This is a genomic window from Synoicihabitans lomoniglobus, from assembly GCF_029023725.1.
GTDB classification, from domain to species: domain Bacteria; phylum Verrucomicrobiota; class Verrucomicrobiia; order Opitutales; family Opitutaceae; genus Actomonas; species Actomonas lomonigloba.
This window is the reverse complement of record NZ_CP119075.1, coordinates 3,064,512-3,083,253: the sequence shown is the minus strand read 5'-3', so window position 1 is coordinate 3,083,253 and position 18,742 is coordinate 3,064,512. Positions and strand designations below refer to the sequence as shown.

Here is an 18,742-nt window from a genome sequence, read left to right as displayed (position 1 = left end):
CGGAAGCAGGTGTCAGGTCTTTGTTGCCTTTGTTTCCTTCTGCAAAACTACTGCCTGCCGATGCATTCGTCGAGTGGTTCACGATCCTTCCTTCGTTTCACCGGGGTGGTGGTGTTGTGGACGCTGGTGGGGTTGGCGTTCGCGAGTCAGTTTTATTTGTCGAGTTCGTTGGTCGGTCGCTCGGTGTCGTGGGGGGAGGCGATCAGTTATTCGCTGGGCGACTGGTATGTATGGGCGGTGTTGTCGCTGCCGATTGTGATGTTGGCGCGCCGGTTTCCCCCGGACGAGTCCCGGCCGTGGCGCACGGGTTTTATCCATCTGGGCGCGGCGCTGGTGATTTCACTCGTTTACGTCGTGCTGCGGGCGTGGGTGGGGCAGGTGCACGGTTGGGTGATTGAGGAGCCGGTGAGTTTTGGAGAGGTGTTTCAACCGCTGCTGGTAAAGACGTATCCATTTAACCTGTTGATTTACGGCGTGGTGTTCGCGGCCAGTCACGCGCTCGATTACTACCGCAAATATCACGAGCGCACGGTGCATGCGTTGGAGTTGGAAAAGCATCTGGCCGAGGCGCGCTTGCAGGCGTTGTTGCGACAGCTCAAGCCACACTTCTTGTTCAATACGCTCAACGGCATCGCCTCGCTCATGCACAGCGATGTGGATGCGGCGGACAAGATGTTGGTGCGGTTGAGCGAACTGCTGCGGCTGACCATGAACCAGTCGGGGCAGCCGCTCACGGTGCTGCGGGACGAAGTTGCCTTCATCGAAAAGTATTTGGACATCGAGCGTATCCGGTTTCGCGATCGATTCACCGTGACGGTGACGGTCGATCCGGACGTGCGCGAATGGCCGGTGCCGAGTCTGGTGCTGCAGCCGCTGGTGGAAAATGCCATCCGCCACGGGGTGGAGCCGCAGACGCGGGACGGTCACATCGATGTGATTGCACGGCGCGCGGGTGAGCGATTGGAACTCATCGTGGCCGACAATGGCGGTGGCATGCCCGCCGGTGGGTTCTCGCGCGAAGGTATCGGAGTGGGCAATACCCGCGCGCGTTTGCAGGAACTCTACGGCGAGAGCCATGAGTTTGCATTGACCAATCGGCCTGGTGGCGGCTTGGAAGTGCGGATCGTATTACCCCCTTCGACATGAAATCGATGCGAACTCTGATCGTTGATGATGAACCGCTGGCGCGCGAACGGCTCCGACGTCTGTGTGACGCGGAGTCGATGGTGGAAATTGTGGGCGAGTGCGGCAGCGGCGCGGAGGCGTTGTCGCAGCTGCATGCCGGAGGCGTGGATCTGTTGTTTTTGGATGTGGAAATGCCGGGCGCCACCGGGCTGGAAGTGTTGGCGGAACTTCCGGCCGCGGATCGTCCCGCGGTCATCTTTGCCACGGCCCATGATCAGTTCGCGCTTGAGGCGTTTGATCAGGAGGCGGTGGATTATTTGCTGAAGCCGTTTGATCGGGAACGGTTCCAGCAGGCACTGCGCCGGGCGGAAACCTTCCTGCAGGCCCGCCACGGCGCGGAGACGGAAGAGAAGCTGGAAGCGCTACTCGCCAAGGTCGCCCAGCAGGAAATTCGTCCGGATCGCCTCACGTTCAAGGTCGACGGCAAGGTGGTGTTTTTGCGTCCGGCGGAAATCGCCTGGGTCGAGGCGGCGGACAACTATGTGGTATTGCACCTCGAGTCGGGCCCGCGCCACATGGTGCGGGATACGATGACGGCGGTGGAGCGTCGGCTCGGGGTGAAACAATTCGTGCGCGTCAACCGCTCGGCGCTCGTGCAACTGGACCAGATCAAAGAACTGCAACCAGGCGCGCATGGTGATTACACGATTCTGCTGCGAGACGGGGCCCGCCTGCCGCTGAGTCGTAGTTTGCGGGGCAAACTCAACACGTTGTTCGGTCCGACGAGCGACTAAGGGGAGCGCGCGGACCGCAGGATATGCGGAGTGACGGCGAAGTTCTCGGGATGGTGCTCCCGAGTTCGCGGCGTTTTTGCGACACTTGGCCCCGCAATTGCGGCAGCAAGTCCCTGCGATCTTTTCTGTCGGTCACCACCCGGGCAATGCACCGCCATGCCCCTTGTTACCTCATATCTTGCCTTGCGGCGTTCGCCAATGTCGCTGGTCGCTATCATAATGTTCGCCGTTCTCGCGGTGTCGCGGGCGGGAGCCCAAGGGTGCGTGGCGGCGCGCGGATGCGGCCTGCTGGAGCATCTCGAGCACATGGACGCCATGGAACTCGCCACGCGGAGCCCTTGGGAACTGTCGGTGGGGCATCGCTGGTTCACCTCGGATCGTCATTTTCGGGGTATTCACGAGGAACCCGAACGGCAGGAAGAAGGCAGCGAGGTGATCAACCGGTCGCACTTTCTCGACGTCGGTATCAATTACACGGTTTCGGCGCGTTACAGCGCATCGGTGACGCTGCCCTTTGTTTCGCACCGTCGTTCGCAAACCGTGCGGGACGAAAACCGCGTGCCGATTTTGCGTTACCAAACCGAGTCCGCCGGAATGGGCGACGTGCGCATCGAAGGTCGGGGGTGGGTGTGGAATCCGGCGGATGCGCCACGGGGAAATGTCCTGCTGGGCATTGGTTGGGAGCTGCCAACCGGAGAAAAAGCGGCGACGGATTTCTTCACGGCGCGCGATGCCGCCACGGGAGAGTTTTACCAAGAAGAGCGCACGGTCGACCAGTCCATCCAACCGGGCGACGGCGGCCACGCGGTGGTGTTTTCCGCCTTTGCCTACCGCCGCCTGGGCGCGGGATTGACGGGATTTGTCAGCGGACTGTATGCCGTCACGCCGGAAGAACGCAGCGGGGTTCCGACCTTCCGTTCGAGCGAATGGGAAGCGGAAATGTCGATCGCCGACAGTTATTCGGCGCGAATCGGTTGCGAGTATGTGCTGGCCGCCCGGCAGGGCTTGGTCGGCAGTCTGGCGCTGCGGGTCGAAGGGGTGCCGGTGCACGATGTAGTCGGTGGGAGCACGGGGTTTCGTCGCCCCGGTTACGCCGTGGCGATCGAGCCCGGGCTGGCCCTCAACCACGGCCGGTGGAACGCCCGCATTTATGTGCCGGTGGCGATCCAGCGGAATCGGCAGCAAAGCGTGCCCGACAAACAACGAACGGCCGCGACGGGAGTGTGGCGCGTGGGCGACGCCGCGTTTGCCGACTACTCGATCATCAGCAGCGTAAGCTACCGATTCTGATCCTGCCCGGGCATTACGAGCTCGCGGGCAACGTGTAATCGAAGGTGTAGCGATGTCCCTCCGCCGTGATGTCAATGTTCATGGTGCCGGACAAGCCGGTGAGCTCGCCGGTCGCGGAGTCGGGCACCACCGTGACGCTGAGCGAGGCCGCGCCGCGGTTTATTGTGCCGGTGTGTTGCAGGGCAAAGGTGCCGGATTTCCCGGCGAGTTCAGCGGTGACGATTTCCATCGCGACGTAACCGGCGGAACCCTCGGTGGCGGTGCGAATTGCCAGCATTTGGCCTTGGCTGGTGCCGGTCAGGTCACCTGAAAATGTTTTGTCGAGGACGAGGCGGGCGATCTCGGCGGGCTCACCGGCGGCGGGCGCAGCAGGCGTTAAATTGACGTCGAACGAACCGTGAGCAGTAGCGGACATGGCGAGGGCAGGGAATAAGGAGGAAAGAAAGATGAGAAGAGCGAGGGCGCGCATGGTGAGAGGCACGTTTTGCCGTGGAGATGGGGATGGCGAGCGGGATCGCGGGGCAGCCGGTGCCTCTTCTTCAGCGCGATTGACCACGGACTCGCGGCAATTGGTCCCGGCGGGCTTTCCTCGCGGAAGTCCCGGCGGTTGACTGCTTTCGCATCAAGGTTGGTTCACGAAATCAAACACGCGCTGTTTTCGAAATGGGTCGGAAACAGCGCGTGATCGTTTTACGCCGGTCACTTGAGACGAAACGCGCGATAGGAGTGCGGTGCGATGGAGAACGCCATGGCATGTTTGTCCGGGGTCGGCGGCTGATCCCACCGCCGGAACGCCATGCGCACCTCGCCGGATAGGTGTTCGCCGGAAACGATGTCCTCGATCTGAGCATGGACGAGATCGACCACCACCGCGACATCCGCGGGTTCGTCGCGAAAGGATTGCACCACGAATGTGCCGTTGTCGTAGACGAACAGACTGATTTTACCGGGACCTTCGAGACGGACGGGCAGGTGGGCGGTGAGCTGGGCGCGAATGAGGTCGAGCGCCTCCGGCGCGATCGCGGAGAAATCGGCGAAGTTTTCCGGAATGGTCAGAATTTGGAGCTGACCGTCGAGGTAGTCGGCGTCGTGCAGCAGGGGCCAGCCGTTGGGACCGTCGATGCCGGAAACCAATTCCCAGGAGTCATTGGTGCGATAGGTGATTTGAGGAATCAGAATGGGTTTTTCCCCGTGAACCAGTCGGCGGCCCGCGGTGTAGTCGTGGACCAGGGCGACCCGGCCGGAATGCTCCAATTCGGCGATGTGCTGCAGGCCGCGATCCTGCAATTCGCGCAACAACCCCGAGGTGATGACGACGGTTTTCCCGGCAGTGAGGTGGGTGGTGATTTTTTCCACGATGGCCGGATCCTGGGCAGCCTGAGCCGTGAGCAGCACGATCGGTTCGGCGGTGGGGAAAGTGGGAACGATGTCCATCGGCAGACCGGCCATGCCGAGGAAGTTTTGCAGGAAAGCCTCCTGGGTGGAGTGAAACGGCTTGTAAGACTGCAGGCCAATAGGCTCACCCAACGCGCCCAGCACTCGATCCACGGCGGCAAAGGTTTGTCCGGCGACGGTGGCAAAGTTGGCCCCGGCGGGCAACGCGTCGTAGTCGAAACTGGTGCTTTGATCCTGCCAGGCGCCGCGCATGGCGGGCGTGATGGGATTGGCGATGATGTCGAACTGGAACAGGGCGATTTCGCGCGCTTTCGCCAGCAGGGTGAGTTCGAGTTGTTCAGCGTAACGGTCGGTCGTGGAGGATGCGAAAATATCGACCCAACCGCCGCCATTGCGGCCGGGGGCCAGGTTTTCGAAATAGCGAATGATGTTGTAGCTCAGGTAGGGCTGGAGGTGCTGCGCCGATGTTACGGCGTTGCGGGTTTCAGTGCCGGAGTGCACGCCGTCAAAAATCTGCGGTCCCCGCTGCAGGTCGAAACCCAAGGCGGAAAAATGGTCATACCAATTCGGATACTTGATGATTACCCGGGCCCGGGGATTGATCGCTCGGGCGGCATCGACCACAAGGTGCTGGCCGGCTTCGGCCATGACATCGAGCCGGTAGTCGGTCCAGGTGCGGTCCCCTTTGGCCGCGATATCGTGGGTCGACTTCGTGGACGTGAAAAAGAAGTCGTCGAGAATGATCTCGTCGAAGTGGCGGGCGGTGTGTTCGACGATCTCTTGAACCTTGGCGCGGTGTTCAGGATTTGAATACGAGAAGGTTTCGAAGCGATTGGGTTCATCGATGGTGAAGGTGATGCCCCCGGCGGTCTCGATTCCGCGTGCCGCGAAAAATGCCTTGGCGGCTTCCAGCGTGGCAGCATCCACGATGATGAGATCGCGATGAGTCTCGAGGTAGACTTTGTCGATGTGCAGTTCGGAGGAGATGGCCCCCCAATGACTTTCGAGCCACGCGGGATCGGCCATCTGCCGGACCTCGTAGGCCCGTGTGTAGACGGCGACTTCAAAATTGTCGTAGGCGGTGAGCAGGGTGGCGCCGGAGACGAGCCCGGCGGCGAATCGAGCGAAACGGAGAAATGACATCACGAGGTGGGGTTGGACGGAGGGACCGGCGGAGGTCGCCGGTCGCTGGACGGCGACGTTATGCGGCCGTCCCCCGTGGCGTCAGTGGTGATGTGACTCTCGCGTTTGAGCGCGGCCGCCTTCGGGCGCTAAAGATCGATAAAGACCAACTGTCCGGCTTTGCTGTCGGGCACCACCAGGGTGTTGGAGTCGCGATCGAGGTAGTGGTCGGCGGCGGACTGGGCGGTGTGCAGGAGACGGGGCGCGCGACCATGGGGCGGGAGTTGCCAGATTTTTCCGGAGAGGACCTCGAGCACGTAGAGATTGCCGTGGTCGTCGATCTCGACGCCGTCGCCCGAGCGGTAGCCGGTGGCGATCACCTGTGGGGCTTCGCCCGGATACCCGGCGACCACGTGGCCCAACCAAAACGAAGTTGCGAGGATACGGCCGTCGGGTTCGACGAACACACCGTTGGGGTAACGCATGAGCGGAGAGTCGCCGAGCGCGAGGGTCACGGTGCCGTTCCAGGCGATGTGGTAGACCCGGCCATGAGGTTTGCGCGCCAGAATTCCGGCATCGTCGAGCGGTGCAAAGCTGCCGGTGGCGAAGAGTTCACCACTGTTGTTCATGTCGGTCACGTAAACGCCTTCGCCGCGGGGGTCGTTGGCGACGTCGTTGAGATAAACCGGAGGCTCGGGAAACTGATCCAGACCGGCGAGCAGGGTCTTGGAGCCGTCGGCGGCGATCTTCCACACGTTTTTACCGTCGGCGGTGACGAGCGCTTCGCCGGTGAACACAATGCCCTTGGGTTCGGCGAGTCCGCCGCGCGAAAACACGCGGACTCGTCCGGAGGGAGAGACCCGGCGGATCTCGCCGTCGGTGGCGGCATCGGGATGGGAGCCGCGCTCACCCATGATGGTGACGAAGTAGTCGCCGCCGAAGCCGCGCGTAACGCTCTCGGGATTGCGCCCGACGTCCAACGTGCGGATATCGGCCCGAGCGGTGAAGGTGAGCGAGGCGAGCAGGAGGGGTAGGACGAGGCGACGCATGGTCATGGCATGGCGGGGCGACGGGGAGGGAGAAAGCTTCGCCGAGTTTGACGTTAAGGTAAACCTGTGGCGGAACGGAACTATTGGGGTCGCGTTGGGGTCGTTTTATCGAAGGTTCCTTGTTGCTCATGTCCTCCCTCCGCCGATTTTTCAGTTCGTTTCTTTTCGCCAGTCTGACGCTGTCATCGACCCTCGCGGCGGCTCCTTCGATGGAATCGCTTTCGGTGATTGCCGTGACCGACATGACGGAGATCGGGCGCACGTATCCCGAGGCGTCGCCGGATTCGCCGGTGTATTATCAAGCGGTGACGACCGGTTATCAGGATTTTGGGCGGGGCATGGCGGGAGAAAAAGAGCCGGAAAACGACGCGTTCCTGCAAACGGTGCTACGGACCTTGAAGCGCGAGGGGTATGTCCCCGCGACGGATGCGCATCCGCCGACAATCGTGTTGGGGTTTTCCTGGGGCAGTCTGCGTTCGCAACCCGGGGCGGCGTTGAAAGTGCTGGGCGGCGACAAACTGGATCTCATGTGGGAAGTGGAAACGACGACGGGACTGGATGTGCGCCAGTGGTTGCGGGGCATGCGGGCCGAAAAAGCGCAGCGCGTGTTGGAGCTCTCCAAGGAGGATCTGTTTGTGATGAATGTGGCGGCGTATGATCGATCGGCGCTGGTCAAGGGGGAGCTCGTGCCGCTGTGGCAAACGCGCATCGCGTGTCCGACGCGAGGGGTGTGGGCGGCGGACGCACTGCCGCAGATCGTGCAGGTGGCGGGGCCGGTGATTGGCCGCGAAACCAAGACGCCGGAGCTGTCCACGGTGGGGCGGGCGTTTGGCAAGGCGGGCAGCGTCGAGATCGGCGATCTGACGGTGGTCGACGAGGATTTTGATTTGGCCACGATGCCGGTGCTCGATCTGACCAAGGAAACCGAGCCCGAATAACGCTCAGCTTTTCAAGCGGCGTCGGCCGGGACGTTTGAAGATCCGGCGCAGTAGTTTTTCCAACCGGTCCATACCGGAGGCGATCCAACCCGATTCACCCGCCAGGAGGAAACCGGACAGGAGGTAAAACAGAATCGCCGGGCCCGGCAGGATCATCAACGGGATGGCAATGGCCAAGCAGACCAAGGCGAAACCGATGATCAGGATGCGACTGAGCTGTGATCCCCCGTTGGCGCGTTCGCGGGCGCGTCGGTCGAATCTTTCCTGGAATCGGTGGCCCGGCTCGGCCGTGCGAAACTCCTGCCAGTGTTCGCGCATGCGGGCCCGAAACGAGTCCACAACTTGTTCACCCCGGGCGTGGGCTTTGGAAAAGGACATGGGTGGTGGGGCTAGAATTTCAGGTGCTTCAACGTGAGGCCCTGATTGATCAGTTGGTTGAGGGACTCGATACCGATTTTGAGGTGATCGGTGACGTAGGTTTCGTCGACTTCGGCATCGCTCTCGGCGGTTTTGACCCCTTCGGGGATCATCGGTTGATCGCTGACGAGCAACAGTGCGCCGGTGGTGATCTCGTTGTAGAATCCGGTCATGAAGATCGTCGCGGTTTCCATGTCGACCGCGATGGCGCGGATCTTGCGCAGGTATTTTTTAAATTTCGCGTCGTGCTCCCACACTCGGCGGTTGGTGGTGTAGACCGTGCCGGTCCAATAGTCGCGGGCGGAGTCGCGGATGGTCGTGGAGATGGCCTTCTGCAGCGCGAAGGCGGGCAGGGCGGGCACTTCCGGCGGCAGATAGTCGTTGCTCGTGCCCTCGCCCCGAATCGCGGCGATCGGCAGGATCAAGTCACCGATCTCAGCGCGGTGTTTGAGTCCGCCGCACTTGCCGAGAAACAGCACGGCCTTGGGTTTGATGGCGGTGAGCAAATCCATCACCGTGGCGGCGGTGGCACTGCCCATGCCGAAGTTGATGATGGTGATGTTGCCGGCCGTGGCATTGGGCATGGGCTTGTCCTTGCCCTTGACCTTCACCCGGTGCCATTGGGCGAACAGGTTCACGTAACGTTGAAAATTGGTCAGCAGGATGTGATCGCCGAATTCCTTGAGTGGCACGCCAGTGTAGCGCGGCAGCCAGTTTTCCACGATCTGACGTCGTGTTTTCAGGCCCTTGGGCGAAGGCGTGGAGACGGGGGAAGCGGAGGGCGGCGCGGAAGCTGCGGCGGACGTGACAGGTTTCGGCATGAAGATGGATACACCCGCCGGTCGGGTCGGGGCAAGCAGGCGCGTGCAGTTATTGCGCGGAGGGGCGCAGATCCGACAGTTTTATCGTCCGGGTATAGCGCACGGTGCCTTGTTTATCGATGCAGGTGACGACCAAGGCGCGCTCGGCGCCTGATCCGGTGACATCGACGCGGGTGAAGTTTTGATCCGGCACGAGCGTGTCGGGGAGCAGGGCGGGATCTTTGCCGCCCGGGGTGTCGGCGATGTTGGTCCAGGCGCCGCTGCTGAACGGCGATGACGTGATCTCGTAGACCCACTGGCCGGCACTGAGCTCGCGTTTATACATGGCCGAAAAGTGCACATCGCCAGTGAGGAACACGACGCCGGTGAGCTCGTTTTCCACGATGAACTCCATCAGCTCTTCGCGTTCGTGACGGTAGAGTTCATGGCTTTCACCGCGAGACGTCGACTGGAGCATTTGGTTGCCCGTGGCGATGAAGAGGAACTTGAAGTGATTGAGCTCTTTGGCGGCGAGGAGGGACTGCTTGAGCCATTCGAGTTGGTGGCGACCCCACTGGGTCTTCTCCGGGTGCTTGTCCTGGTCGAGCCCGGCGGCGTCCCGATAGTAGTGGTTGTCCATGAGGAAGAACGCGGCGTCGCCCCAATAGAACTTGCTGTAGACCCCGGGGTTGTCGCGCTCGCCGTAAGCGTGGTTGCCCCAGTAGGCCTGAAAGATGTCCCGGGCGGTGTCCTTGTATTCGTAGGACCAGTTGGAGTCGTTGGGGCCGTAGTCGTGGTCGTCCCACGTGGCGTAGTGATGCATGGTGCCGAGGAGCTTTTGCATCTCGGGAATGGCGCGATCGTGCATGGGTCGATGCCAAAGACCGCTGATCGAGTCGTAGTCGGCTTCGCGCCAATACCAGTTGTCTCCGGTCCAGATCATGAAGTCGGCGTCGGACTCACCCATGAGTTCGAAGGTGCGAGTGGTCTTGCCGTAGGGAGAGCCGGGCCGGTCAAATTCGGCTTCATTAATGTAGGCGCAGGAGCCAACAATGAACGAGAAGTCGGGCGGCGGGGTGCGCCATTCCCACAGTTCCTGGGTGGCAAAGGTCGCAGGGGCGGCGAGGGCCTGGTCTTCGCCATCGATGGTGATGCGGTATTGGTAAGTGCCGCCCATTTTGAGGAGTCCGGGGCGGAAATGGTGGATCTGGCCGCCGGCGGGATGAGCGGGGGTGTCGTGATGCGTGATCGACGAGGTCGAATCAGGTTGTCCGAGCAACCAGTAGGTTAACGTGACCTCCTTGGCGTCCTTGGTTTCGAGCCAGAGGAAGACCTCGCGATGGGCACGATAGCCCAACATCGGGCCGGAAACAATTTCGCCCGCAGCGAGAGCACCCGCGAGGATCAACGTGGCGAGGAGAGCGGAGAGGAGAGAACGCAGGCGCATGGTCATTGATCAGAGGTTTTTCGCGCTAAAAGGCAAAGCCGGACCTGCTGCATCGCGTTACTTTCCGGTGGCTGGCGGAACAGATTTAAAGCGGGAACGGACCTGGCGTCGACCGAATGAAAAGGTGTAGCTAATCTGGGTCGCGTTCGACGTAGGTTTGGTCAGGCAAGACGCTGCGAACGAGGGGAGCCGCTTGACGAGGCCCTAGCAGGGTCACAAAGGGAAATCCAAGAAGTTGACGACGGAACTCAATTTATATCTCACTTGTAAACATGAAGATAGGTCGAAATTGCGCAATCAGGAATTCAAGTTCCGATTTGCACAAAAACTATTCTGCCTACTGAATGAAGGCTTGGAACCTTCCGAAGGTCACACCCCGGCCAGCGCGTTGGAGCGGTTGAGGTGCTCCTCGCCGGTGTATTTTTCGGATTGTTCGTCGGCGTGATAGCTGGAGCGCACCATGGCGCCGCTTTCGACGACGCCGAAGCCGATTTCGAGGCCCCACTTGTGCCAGTGCTCGAACTCATCCGGATGCACCCAGCGGTCGATCTTCCAATGCTTTGGAGTCGGCTGCAGGTATTGGCCGATGGTCAGGATATCCACGCCGTCGTCGACCAGATCACGCAGGGTTTGCTCGATCTCCTCCTTGCGCTCGCCGAGGCCGAGCATGATGCCGGTCTTGGTGGTGAAACCGCGCGACTTGGCGTGACGCAGCACGGAGCGGGAACGCTCGTAGCGGGCCTGCACGCGGACGGGTTTTTGCAGGCGTTCGACGGTCTCGACGTTGTGATTGTAGATGTCGGGCTTGGCGTCGAGCACGGTATCGACTTGGTCCATACGACCTTTGAAATCGGGCACGAGCACCTCGATCGCGGTCGAGGGATTACGGTGGCGAATGGCGCGGATGGTGGCGGCCCAAATCGCGGCTCCGCCATCGGCCAACTCGTCGCGAGCGACCGAGGTGATCACGCAGTGCTTCAGATTCATCTTGGCCACGGCGTCGGCGACGCGGGCGGGCTCGGCGATGTCGTATTCGGTGGGTCGGCCGGTCTGGATTGCACAAAAATTGCAGGAGCGCGTGCAGATGTTGCCCAGAATCATGACCGTCGCGGTGCCGCGGGACCAACACTCGCCGAGATTGGGGCACTGGGCGCTCTGGCAAACGGTGTGGAGCTGATGTTCATCCACGAGCTTGCGCACGGCTTGGTAGCCCGGGCCGGAGGGCAATTTGGCACGGAGCCAGGAGGGTTTACGTGTGGTGTCGGTCAGATCCATGAGAGTTGAAGCGGTTAACTAACCACAGGTGGGCCCGAATAAACACGGATAAAATACGACTATGAGAATCGCTGTTGGGACGGAGTAATCCGGGTTCATTGGGCAAGGGCTGGCGGCTCCGAGGGAGGCAATCGGATTGATGGCCTTGTAGGAGCGTGTTTACGCGCGATGAATACGAAGCCTCTTGGCGCCAACCCGACGTGTGCATCGCGCGCAAGCACGTTCCTACGTGTTGGTTATGAAACAGTCGGCGTGCTTCGACCCGCGATGAACTCCGGCCAGAGCGTGGTGAATTCCTGCACTAGCACGGCGCGCACCTCGTCCATCGAAGGAGGCGCGGTGGGCAATTCGCGGGCGAGGGACGTGACGGTGCCATCGGCGGAGGCGATACCGCAGGGCACGATGCCGGCGAAATGGTCGAGGTTCGGATTCACGTTGAGGGCAAAGCCGTGATAGGCGACCCAGCGGCGCACGGCCACGCCGATGGCCGCAATTTTGCGCGAGCCCACCCAGATGCCGGTGAGTCCGTCGCGACGCGTGGCGGCGAGGCCGAGCGCGCCCACGGCACGAATCATGACTTCCTCCAAAAAGCGCAGGTAAGCGTGCAGGTCTTTAACGGCGGAAAGGTCGACGATCGGGTAACCCACGATCTGGCCGGGGCCATGATACGTAATGTCACCGCCGCGATTGGTTTCGGCCACGGTGATGCCTTGCGCGGCAAGTTGCGCCGGGTCCCACAATAGGTTGGCGGCGGCGCCCTGCCGCAGACCGACGGTGTAAACCGGATCGTGTTCGGTAAATACGAGCGTGTCTGGGGTCTTGCCCGCGATGCGCTCACCCACCAGCCCGCGTTGACGCTCCGTCGCCGCCCCGTAAGTGGTGCGACCCCAGTCGACGATTTGAACGGTTGAAGGCGCGGTCGGGAGCATGGCGCGCAGCGTGGGGAAAACCAGCGGCGGTGCAACTCCCGCAGCGACATGGCCGACTCGCCTCAGTTCAGTCCGATGGTGACGGCACCCACAACCGCGGTGGCACCGAGCACCAGTCCCACCGGGAGGCGCAGTGGCCGGGAACCGAGGCTCACGGCCATGCCGGCTTTGAGGAGGGCATTGGCGATGGCGCCCATGACGATGGCGTTGACGGCGAGACTGAGGGGTAGCCCGTCGCCGCGTTGACTATCGGCCATGGAAAGAGCGATCGCGTCCATGTCGGTCAGGCCCGAGATGAAACTCAAAGGCAGTAATCCGCTCTGCAGATCGAGTTGAGTGACCGCTTTGACCAAAAACGCGAACAACGCATACAGCAGGGCAAATTTGACCGAGGTGCGCAAACTCAGCGGATTGTTCATGGACGGCGACGCCACGCTGCTGCCGGCGCTGGGTCGAAACGCATACCATGCGCCGAAGACGATCGCCGGCAGTGTCATCAGCAACAAAGGCTTGGCGACGGCCATGGCCAACGGGGCGTTTAATACGGCGATGACCGCGATCACCCGCGGGACCATCACCGTGCAGGCGGTGGAGATCGCGAACGCGTAGTGGATGGAGAGGTCGGGGTCCTCTTTGCTGCGGCGACTAAACGCCAACGTCGTGGCAGTGCTCGAAGCGAGCCCTCCCAGCAAACTGGTGACAAACACACCGGACTTGGTGCCAAACAACCGCATGGCCACGTAACCGGCAAATCCCACCCCGGAAATGAGCACAACCATCAACCACGTGGAGTAGGGGTTGAACCCGTCGAAAGGACCCATCGCGCGATTCGGCACGAGCGGGAGCACCACGCCGGTGATGGCGACAAACTGCAGCGCGGCCCGCACGTCCTCGGCAGTAAATTTACGCGTCCAATTGTGAATCGGCTGTTTCAACCCCAGGGTCACCATGGTGAGGGTCGTCACCAACACGGCCGCCTGCGTGAGATCCCAGGCGACCAACGTGCCAGCCAGAATCGTCAGTAACATGGCGGCAAAGCTCGTGCCGCCGCCGTTGCCCGGCACCGGCCCGCGCCAGCGAAACACGATCTGGTGGGACGCGATCGCGGCGATGATCACCGGCAACGCCCAAGCCGCTCGTTCGGTGGCGGCGCCGCCGAGACAACCCAGCACGCCCCAGAACGTGTGCGTGCGCACACCGCCGAAATCGATCGAGGGACCGTCGGTGGCTTCGTTCTTGGTTTGCTCGCTCCATTGGCGAATCAATCCGACGAGCGCACCGAGTCCGGCGCTGGCAGCGATGGCGGCAAGGGTAAGGGGCATCAAGCGCTTAGCATGAGGGTAATCGTGCGAGGATCAAGCCAGCGCCGGACCCGCGTCGGGGCTATGAAGCGGAACCGAAATTCGGCCTACCGTTACTACCCAGACGGACTGGGTATGAGTGCTGCGAGCGGAGAATTGCGGTGCACGGTGAGTCAATTTCACGCTTTTGCCATGACACCAAAAACCTCTCACAATCCGGACTGTTCTCATCTTCAACGTTCCTACCGTGATTTTCGGACCGCGCTTTTTTTGGCAGGGTTCAATCGTTACCTTCGCAGCCACGCGGATAGTGGGTTGAGGCGTGCCGTGGGATCACCGACTCAAGCCTGGAATTCGTCGCCTACTCGGTAGGTTGAGGAAATCGGGGCATTTTCGTCCCCGTATTTAGCCGCTAATACCACCGACCAGATGCACCTTTGTCGTCGCTCATTCGTCTTGTTCCGCCGTCGGCGAGCGGCCGCGGCCATGTTCGCGCTGCCCACATGTTTTTTTCTGACCGCGTGTGTGACCGCTCCGCCTCCTGCCCGTGGCCTCCGCTCAGTCCGCTCTTTTTTCTCCGGGATCCAACGAGGTCTCCGCGACCTACTCGTTCTCTTCCCATGCCGACCTAAAGCAGGCTGGCACCACCATCGGCGACATGGAGATCGCGCACGATGCGTTCGAATACGGCGTCCGTGGTAAGTGGAACGGTGATACGACCGCCTTCGGTTCGATCAGCTGGAGTTACGACGATCTGAACGCGAATGGCTGCGCTCCGTCCCAGCGTGAGCAGTGACGAAGGCGGATTCTCCAGCGACGGCTTTCGACTCTCCGCGATCGTTTCGGTTGGCCATAAAGTGAGCCCGACGTTCCGGTGGAACGCTGGCTTCGCCGCCTCGACCGAGGGTGATTACCCCGTGCTGCCGATGCTCGGACTGCAATGGGAGTTCTCGCCGGATTGGACGCTGGCTTTCGGGTTTCCCAAGACCGAGGTGATTTACCAGATGAGTCCGCAGCTTAGCTTCAACGCCGGCCTGTGTTTCCAAGGTGGAAGCTATGCCATTTCCACCGTCAATGCCCCGGGATTGAACGACACCCACATGGACTATCGCGAGTTCCGCCTCGGCGGCGGTCTATCCTACCGACCGTCCGCCGCGATTGAACTGAGGCTCGACGGCGGCGCGGTGATCAACCGGCGCTTCGACTACTATGATCGGAATTTTGAGATCAAAGGCGACAGCGCCGCCTACGTTGAATTGACGATGAAACTCCGTTTTTAGACCTCCGAACGGTGAAGGCTACACGTTGGTGTGAGAGGTATTATTGGCCGGGCTCCAACAAGTAGATTTCGAGCAGGGCCTCGCCGGGCTCGCTGTCACCGAGGTCGACTTGCGCGGTGTAGGCACCGGCCGGTAGATCGACGACCACGGCGGCATCGCGCGAGTCGGGTGCGAGTTCGAAGGCTCCTATCGCTGAGGCGGCGGCCTGAATTTCCGCGTTGCCCGACCAATCTTGATTGGCCGCCTCCACGTAGGAGCCGCGAAACAGGCGCACGGCCGGATCGCTGACGGTTTCGGTCACGCCGAATTCCGCCAAGGACGGCCCGATGGCGCGAACGAGGATGCGCGCAGGACCGGTGCCCGTGATCACGAAACCAGCGGTCAGCACGTTGTGGCCGCGACCAGCCCAGCCGCGCAGCGACACGTTGTGGACGACGCGTTGTTCGTCGGTGCCGGCGTCGTAAAATTCGAACAGGCTCAAGCCGGGTTCACCGTTGTTGGGTGTGACCATGGCGGTGTGAGGCTGGTTGCCGATGGCAATCGCGAGGGCGGAGCCGTAGATACGTTCGGGAAAATAAAGCGTTCCGACCGGTCGCGCAGGAAACGCGCCTACCTGTGCAGCCAATGATTCGATGTGCGGATCGAGGGCGCTGCCGATGTCACGGTGTCTCACAAAAGGGCCGCCTTCAAATATACGCAGCTCGGGTTCGGGCAAATACTCGATAAACGGGATTTGGGAGAGTTGGGCCATGCCTTGCCCGATCGCGCGTAGCAGCACGGGTCGCGATCCGTCGATTGTCGTCACAAAACCGCCGATTTGCGGATGCTCGGTGGTCACGAAACTGCGGGCGGAAAAATTGACCAAGCGCGTCGTATTGGCGGAGACGGTGATCGAAGCGACTTCGCTGTGGAAGACGGTTTCACCGTAGGTTACGGTCGCCGTATAATTACCGGCATCGGCCGGGCGGGTGCGATTGATCACGAGGTGCGGCGACGTTTCGCCAGGTAGAGGCATGTCGTTTTTGAACCACTGAATGAGCGCCGTCGAGGGGGCGCCGAGACCCACGGCCAGCGAGACTGGTTCACCGGCGGTGATACTGCGATCACCCGGTGAAGCCGTGAGCGTCGGAGCGATCACGCTGGTGAAGCGTCGCAATAGCAACGGGTCGAGGTTCGCTTCGTTGGGGTCGAGGGTAGGCGCCCCGCTGGCCGCGAGCCACAGTCGGTCAGTCGCATCAAGCACGGCGTCACTGGTCAGGAGGTTGCCCGCCGAATTCGCGTAGGCAGCGAGTCCGAGATCGGGCCAACCGTCCGCAGTGAGCACGCCGGTGTAGCCGGCGATGCGACCGTCGCGCAGGATACGTTCGATGTGGATTGATTGGTCCGGCGGAGGCGCGAAACTCGGATCGCGGGCGCCATCGGGATGGAGCCTCACCCACTCGAAATCGCGCAGTCGGGAGTAGCCGGTGCGCCGCAACACGATCACGCCGCCTTGGGGAGTCAGCCACAAACCATCGCTTGATGAAAGCGTGGGAACGTCGGGTTCGTATGCTTCGTCGAGCACACCGGCCGGATCTAGGGCAAACAAGCGCCGCGTTTCGCCGTCGACCAAGGTCTCCGGTCGGGCGACGACGATGATGTGATTGTCTTCTCGGAGCACGGCTTGTTGAACAGGGTTCTCGCGCGACGAGCGTGGAAAGGGAACCTCGGTAATGTCGATGGGATCGTCCTCATAAATCGTCCAAAGGTTAACCGCAGGCATGATGGTGATGGGCAGGCGCCGATTCTCCGTTCCGTCCGGGTTGAGCCAGATCAAGTTAACGGAGAAGTCGTCGGATTGATCGCCGGTGAATGCGGAGATCAGGAACTCGCCCGAAGGGGCTTCGAGCAGCCACCGCGTATCTGGGGTGAGGTATGCTGTGGGAGTGTTGAGTGGTGTCCGCGTTTGTCCGTCGGCCGACAGACGTCCCCAGTGCCAGGCGAGCTCCGGGTTGCCGTTCGGATGCACTGCAATGAGCTCGGCGTATTGCACAATCGCGCCGCCGTCGCGAAGGGGCAGTGTGATGATGTTGCTGGAGGGCGCAAACGCGGCATCGAGTGCGCCGTCGGCCATGAAGCGGGCGATGCCGGCGCGGGGTTGGCCATCGATGTGCGTAAACGAGCCCGTGACCATGATGCGTCCGGAGGCGTCTTCGTGGAGGGAGCCGAGTTGCGCCTGAAGTCGGCGAGTCGCGTCGAGATTGAGCGAGGTGATTTGGGTGCCGTCGGCCAGTTGCAACTGCGGGGGCGGCGCCGGGTAAAGCGTGGGGTTCGGCTCCTCTCGCAGGAGGAGTTTACCGTCCGGGGAGACGGCGACCAGATGGATGCGGGTGGTCGCGGTCGGCGTGGCGGGCAGCGTGCGTTGCGCGGACAGATCGGGGCCCAATTCGACGATATGGTAGGTCTGCAGCGTCTCACCTCCGAAGCTGTGCAGTTCGACGAAGAGGTGACCTTGGGCCGACGCTTCCACGCTTCGAATCGACCGGTGGAGGTTGGAGTCGGTGGGCGGGATGAGTTGGTAGTTGGAATGGAGGCGTTGTCCCGCGTCATCGTAGGCATCGAACTGGGTGTCGCGGCGGACCACGAATCCGCCGGGAACGGGGTAGAAGTCGGTCGATACGTTGACCGGATTGGTCCAGATGGGAGCTGCGGCCACGTCCCCCGTCGCGCTGAGACGGATGATGAATTGTTCAGCGTCGTTTTCTGAGCTCCGTCTGCCGCGCACGAAAATACGTCCGTCATCGGCGACCTTCACATCGGACAGGTTGATGACATCAAAATCGAAAGCGGGATTGAACAACGGATCCAATCCGCCGGAAAGACCGATGCGCGCGAGTCCGGAGCGGGGTTGGTGATCAATCTCCGTGAAACTGCCCCAAACAATGAGCGAGTCGTCGGGCAGCGCCGAGAAGTTGGAGGCGTTGGGTAGCTCGATATCGGCTAAGGTCGGATCGACGGAGCCGTCGGCGCGCAGGCGTTGCACGGTGTAGGTATCGGGCGGGTCAATCGGTGTGACATAGACTTCATCAAGATCCGTATATCCCGACCAGCGCACCCAGGCGCCGCCATCGCTGGTGGGGGCGAGTGCAGCAACCGTGCGTTGTTGGTGCCCGACTTGAAAACTCGGGTCGATCACGCCATCGGCGTCCAGTCGCACCAGCGATCCGACCGGCTCGCCATTGATGCGGGTGGCGGGAACACTGCCATGAAGGAAAAAACCACCGCGCGCATCGGGCACGGCTTGCAGCGAATAGTTGACGGATTGATCCCGGGTGAACTCCGGGGCGAAGGCTTCGTCGCGGTGCCACTCCTGGGCGAACGTGATGCCGGTTGTGAGTAAGGCGGCGAGGGGGGCCACCATGATGAAAGCGGGGATTCGATTCATGGGATTTCAGGCGGGTGGCCAGACCCGGGGTTGGAGAGATGTCTGATTTGACCAGTCTGCGCAATCCGTTTGGTCATGGCATTTCGGGTGGGCTGAAATGCACCGTCCGAGCTAAAACCTGAGGGAAGGGGCCGAGGCGTGGTAACGGGATAGGCT

General features: G+C 61.6%; 16 protein-coding genes. 6 read left to right on the top strand and 10 right to left on the bottom strand.

Going from position 1 to position 18,742, the window contains the following annotated elements; all coding sequences use genetic code 11:
• Positions 1-60 precede the first annotated feature (60 nt).
• The 3 genes from PXH66_RS12120 to PXH66_RS12110 all read left to right on the top strand — a co-directional run bounded on the left by PXH66_RS12120 (position 61) and on the right by PXH66_RS12110 (position 3,209).
• Positions 61-1,146: a sensor histidine kinase gene (locus tag PXH66_RS12120; RefSeq protein ID WP_330931755.1), complete on the top strand. Its 1,086-nt coding sequence runs from the start codon at positions 61-63 to the stop codon at positions 1,144-1,146.
• Positions 1,143-1,919, top strand: coding sequence for a LytR/AlgR family response regulator transcription factor (locus tag PXH66_RS12115; RefSeq protein WP_330931754.1), 777 nt, complete (start codon positions 1,143-1,145; stop codon positions 1,917-1,919). The genes PXH66_RS12120 and PXH66_RS12115 overlap by 4 nt, the downstream gene beginning before the upstream one ends.
• 219 nt (positions 1,920-2,138) lie before the next feature.
• The gene (locus tag PXH66_RS12110; protein WP_330931753.1) at positions 2,139-3,209 is read left to right on the top strand and encodes a hypothetical protein; all 1,071 of its coding nucleotides are present in this window, start codon (positions 2,139-2,141) and stop codon (positions 3,207-3,209) included.
• 13 nt (positions 3,210-3,222) lie between these two features.
• On the opposite strand, the gene PXH66_RS12105 is transcribed toward PXH66_RS12110, so the two are convergent.
• From PXH66_RS12105 to PXH66_RS12095, 3 genes are all read right to left on the bottom strand, one after another.
• Positions 3,223-3,624, bottom strand: coding sequence for a DUF3224 domain-containing protein (locus PXH66_RS12105; protein ID WP_330931752.1), 402 nt, complete (start codon positions 3,622-3,624; stop codon positions 3,223-3,225).
• 284 nt (positions 3,625-3,908) lie between these two features.
• A complete protein-coding gene (locus tag PXH66_RS12100; RefSeq protein WP_330931751.1) occupies positions 3,909-5,747 on the bottom strand; it encodes a hypothetical protein in 1,839 nt (612 codons plus the stop codon).
• Between the two features lie 128 nt (positions 5,748-5,875).
• Complete coding sequence (locus tag PXH66_RS12095) at positions 5,876-6,775, bottom strand: SMP-30/gluconolactonase/LRE family protein (protein WP_330932011.1); 900 nt, start codon at positions 6,773-6,775, stop codon at positions 5,876-5,878.
• A gap of 128 nt (positions 6,776-6,903) precedes the next feature.
• Between PXH66_RS12095 and PXH66_RS12090 the strand changes: the two genes are divergently transcribed.
• Positions 6,904-7,713: a hypothetical protein gene (locus PXH66_RS12090; RefSeq protein WP_330931749.1), complete on the top strand. Its 810-nt coding sequence runs from the start codon at positions 6,904-6,906 to the stop codon at positions 7,711-7,713.
• Positions 7,714-7,716: 3 nt separating this feature from the next.
• Here the strand turns inward: PXH66_RS12090 and PXH66_RS12085 are convergent, their stop codons facing one another.
• The 6 genes from PXH66_RS12085 to PXH66_RS12060 form a co-directional block, all read right to left on the bottom strand.
• Positions 7,717-8,091 carry a hypothetical protein gene (locus tag PXH66_RS12085; protein WP_330931748.1) on the bottom strand — a complete coding sequence of 125 codons (375 nt, stop codon included), beginning with the start codon at positions 8,089-8,091 and terminating at the stop codon, positions 7,717-7,719.
• 11 nt (positions 8,092-8,102) lie between these two features.
• On the bottom strand, positions 8,103-8,951 hold the full coding sequence (locus PXH66_RS12080) for an AMP nucleosidase (protein WP_330931747.1): 849 nt from the start codon (positions 8,949-8,951) through the stop codon (positions 8,103-8,105).
• A 49-nt stretch (positions 8,952-9,000) separates the two neighbouring features.
• Positions 9,001-10,377 carry an alkaline phosphatase D family protein gene (locus PXH66_RS12075; RefSeq protein WP_330931746.1) on the bottom strand — a complete coding sequence of 459 codons (1,377 nt, stop codon included), beginning with the start codon at positions 10,375-10,377 and terminating at the stop codon, positions 9,001-9,003.
• Positions 10,378-10,746: 369 nt separating this feature from the next.
• Complete coding sequence (gene lipA, locus PXH66_RS12070; protein WP_330931745.1) at positions 10,747-11,652, bottom strand: lipoyl synthase; 906 nt, start codon at positions 11,650-11,652, stop codon at positions 10,747-10,749.
• Between the two features lie 236 nt (positions 11,653-11,888).
• Complete coding sequence (gene lipB, locus PXH66_RS12065) at positions 11,889-12,581, bottom strand: lipoyl(octanoyl) transferase LipB (RefSeq protein WP_330931744.1); 693 nt, start codon at positions 12,579-12,581, stop codon at positions 11,889-11,891.
• Positions 12,582-12,643: 62 nt separating this feature from the next.
• Positions 12,644-13,903 (bottom strand): MgtC/SapB family protein, encoded by a 1,260-nt coding sequence (locus tag PXH66_RS12060; RefSeq protein WP_330931743.1) that lies wholly within the window; start codon positions 13,901-13,903, stop codon positions 12,644-12,646.
• Positions 13,904-14,429: 526 nt separating this feature from the next.
• Between PXH66_RS12060 and PXH66_RS12055 the strand changes: the two genes are divergently transcribed.
• Both PXH66_RS12055 and PXH66_RS12050 read left to right on the top strand, forming a co-directional pair.
• Positions 14,430-14,678 carry a hypothetical protein gene (locus PXH66_RS12055; RefSeq protein WP_330931742.1) on the top strand — a complete coding sequence of 83 codons (249 nt, stop codon included), beginning with the start codon at positions 14,430-14,432 and terminating at the stop codon, positions 14,676-14,678.
• A complete protein-coding gene (locus PXH66_RS12050; protein WP_330931741.1) occupies positions 14,668-15,162 on the top strand; it encodes a DUF6268 family outer membrane beta-barrel protein in 495 nt (164 codons plus the stop codon). Before PXH66_RS12055 ends, PXH66_RS12050 begins: the two co-directional genes overlap by 11 nt.
• Positions 15,163-15,202: 40 nt before the next feature.
• Here PXH66_RS12050 and PXH66_RS12045 read toward each other — a convergent pair whose 3' ends face one another.
• A complete protein-coding gene (locus PXH66_RS12045) occupies positions 15,203-18,586 on the bottom strand; it encodes a hypothetical protein (protein WP_330931740.1) in 3,384 nt (1,127 codons plus the stop codon).
• Between the last annotated feature and the right edge of the window lie 156 nt (positions 18,587-18,742).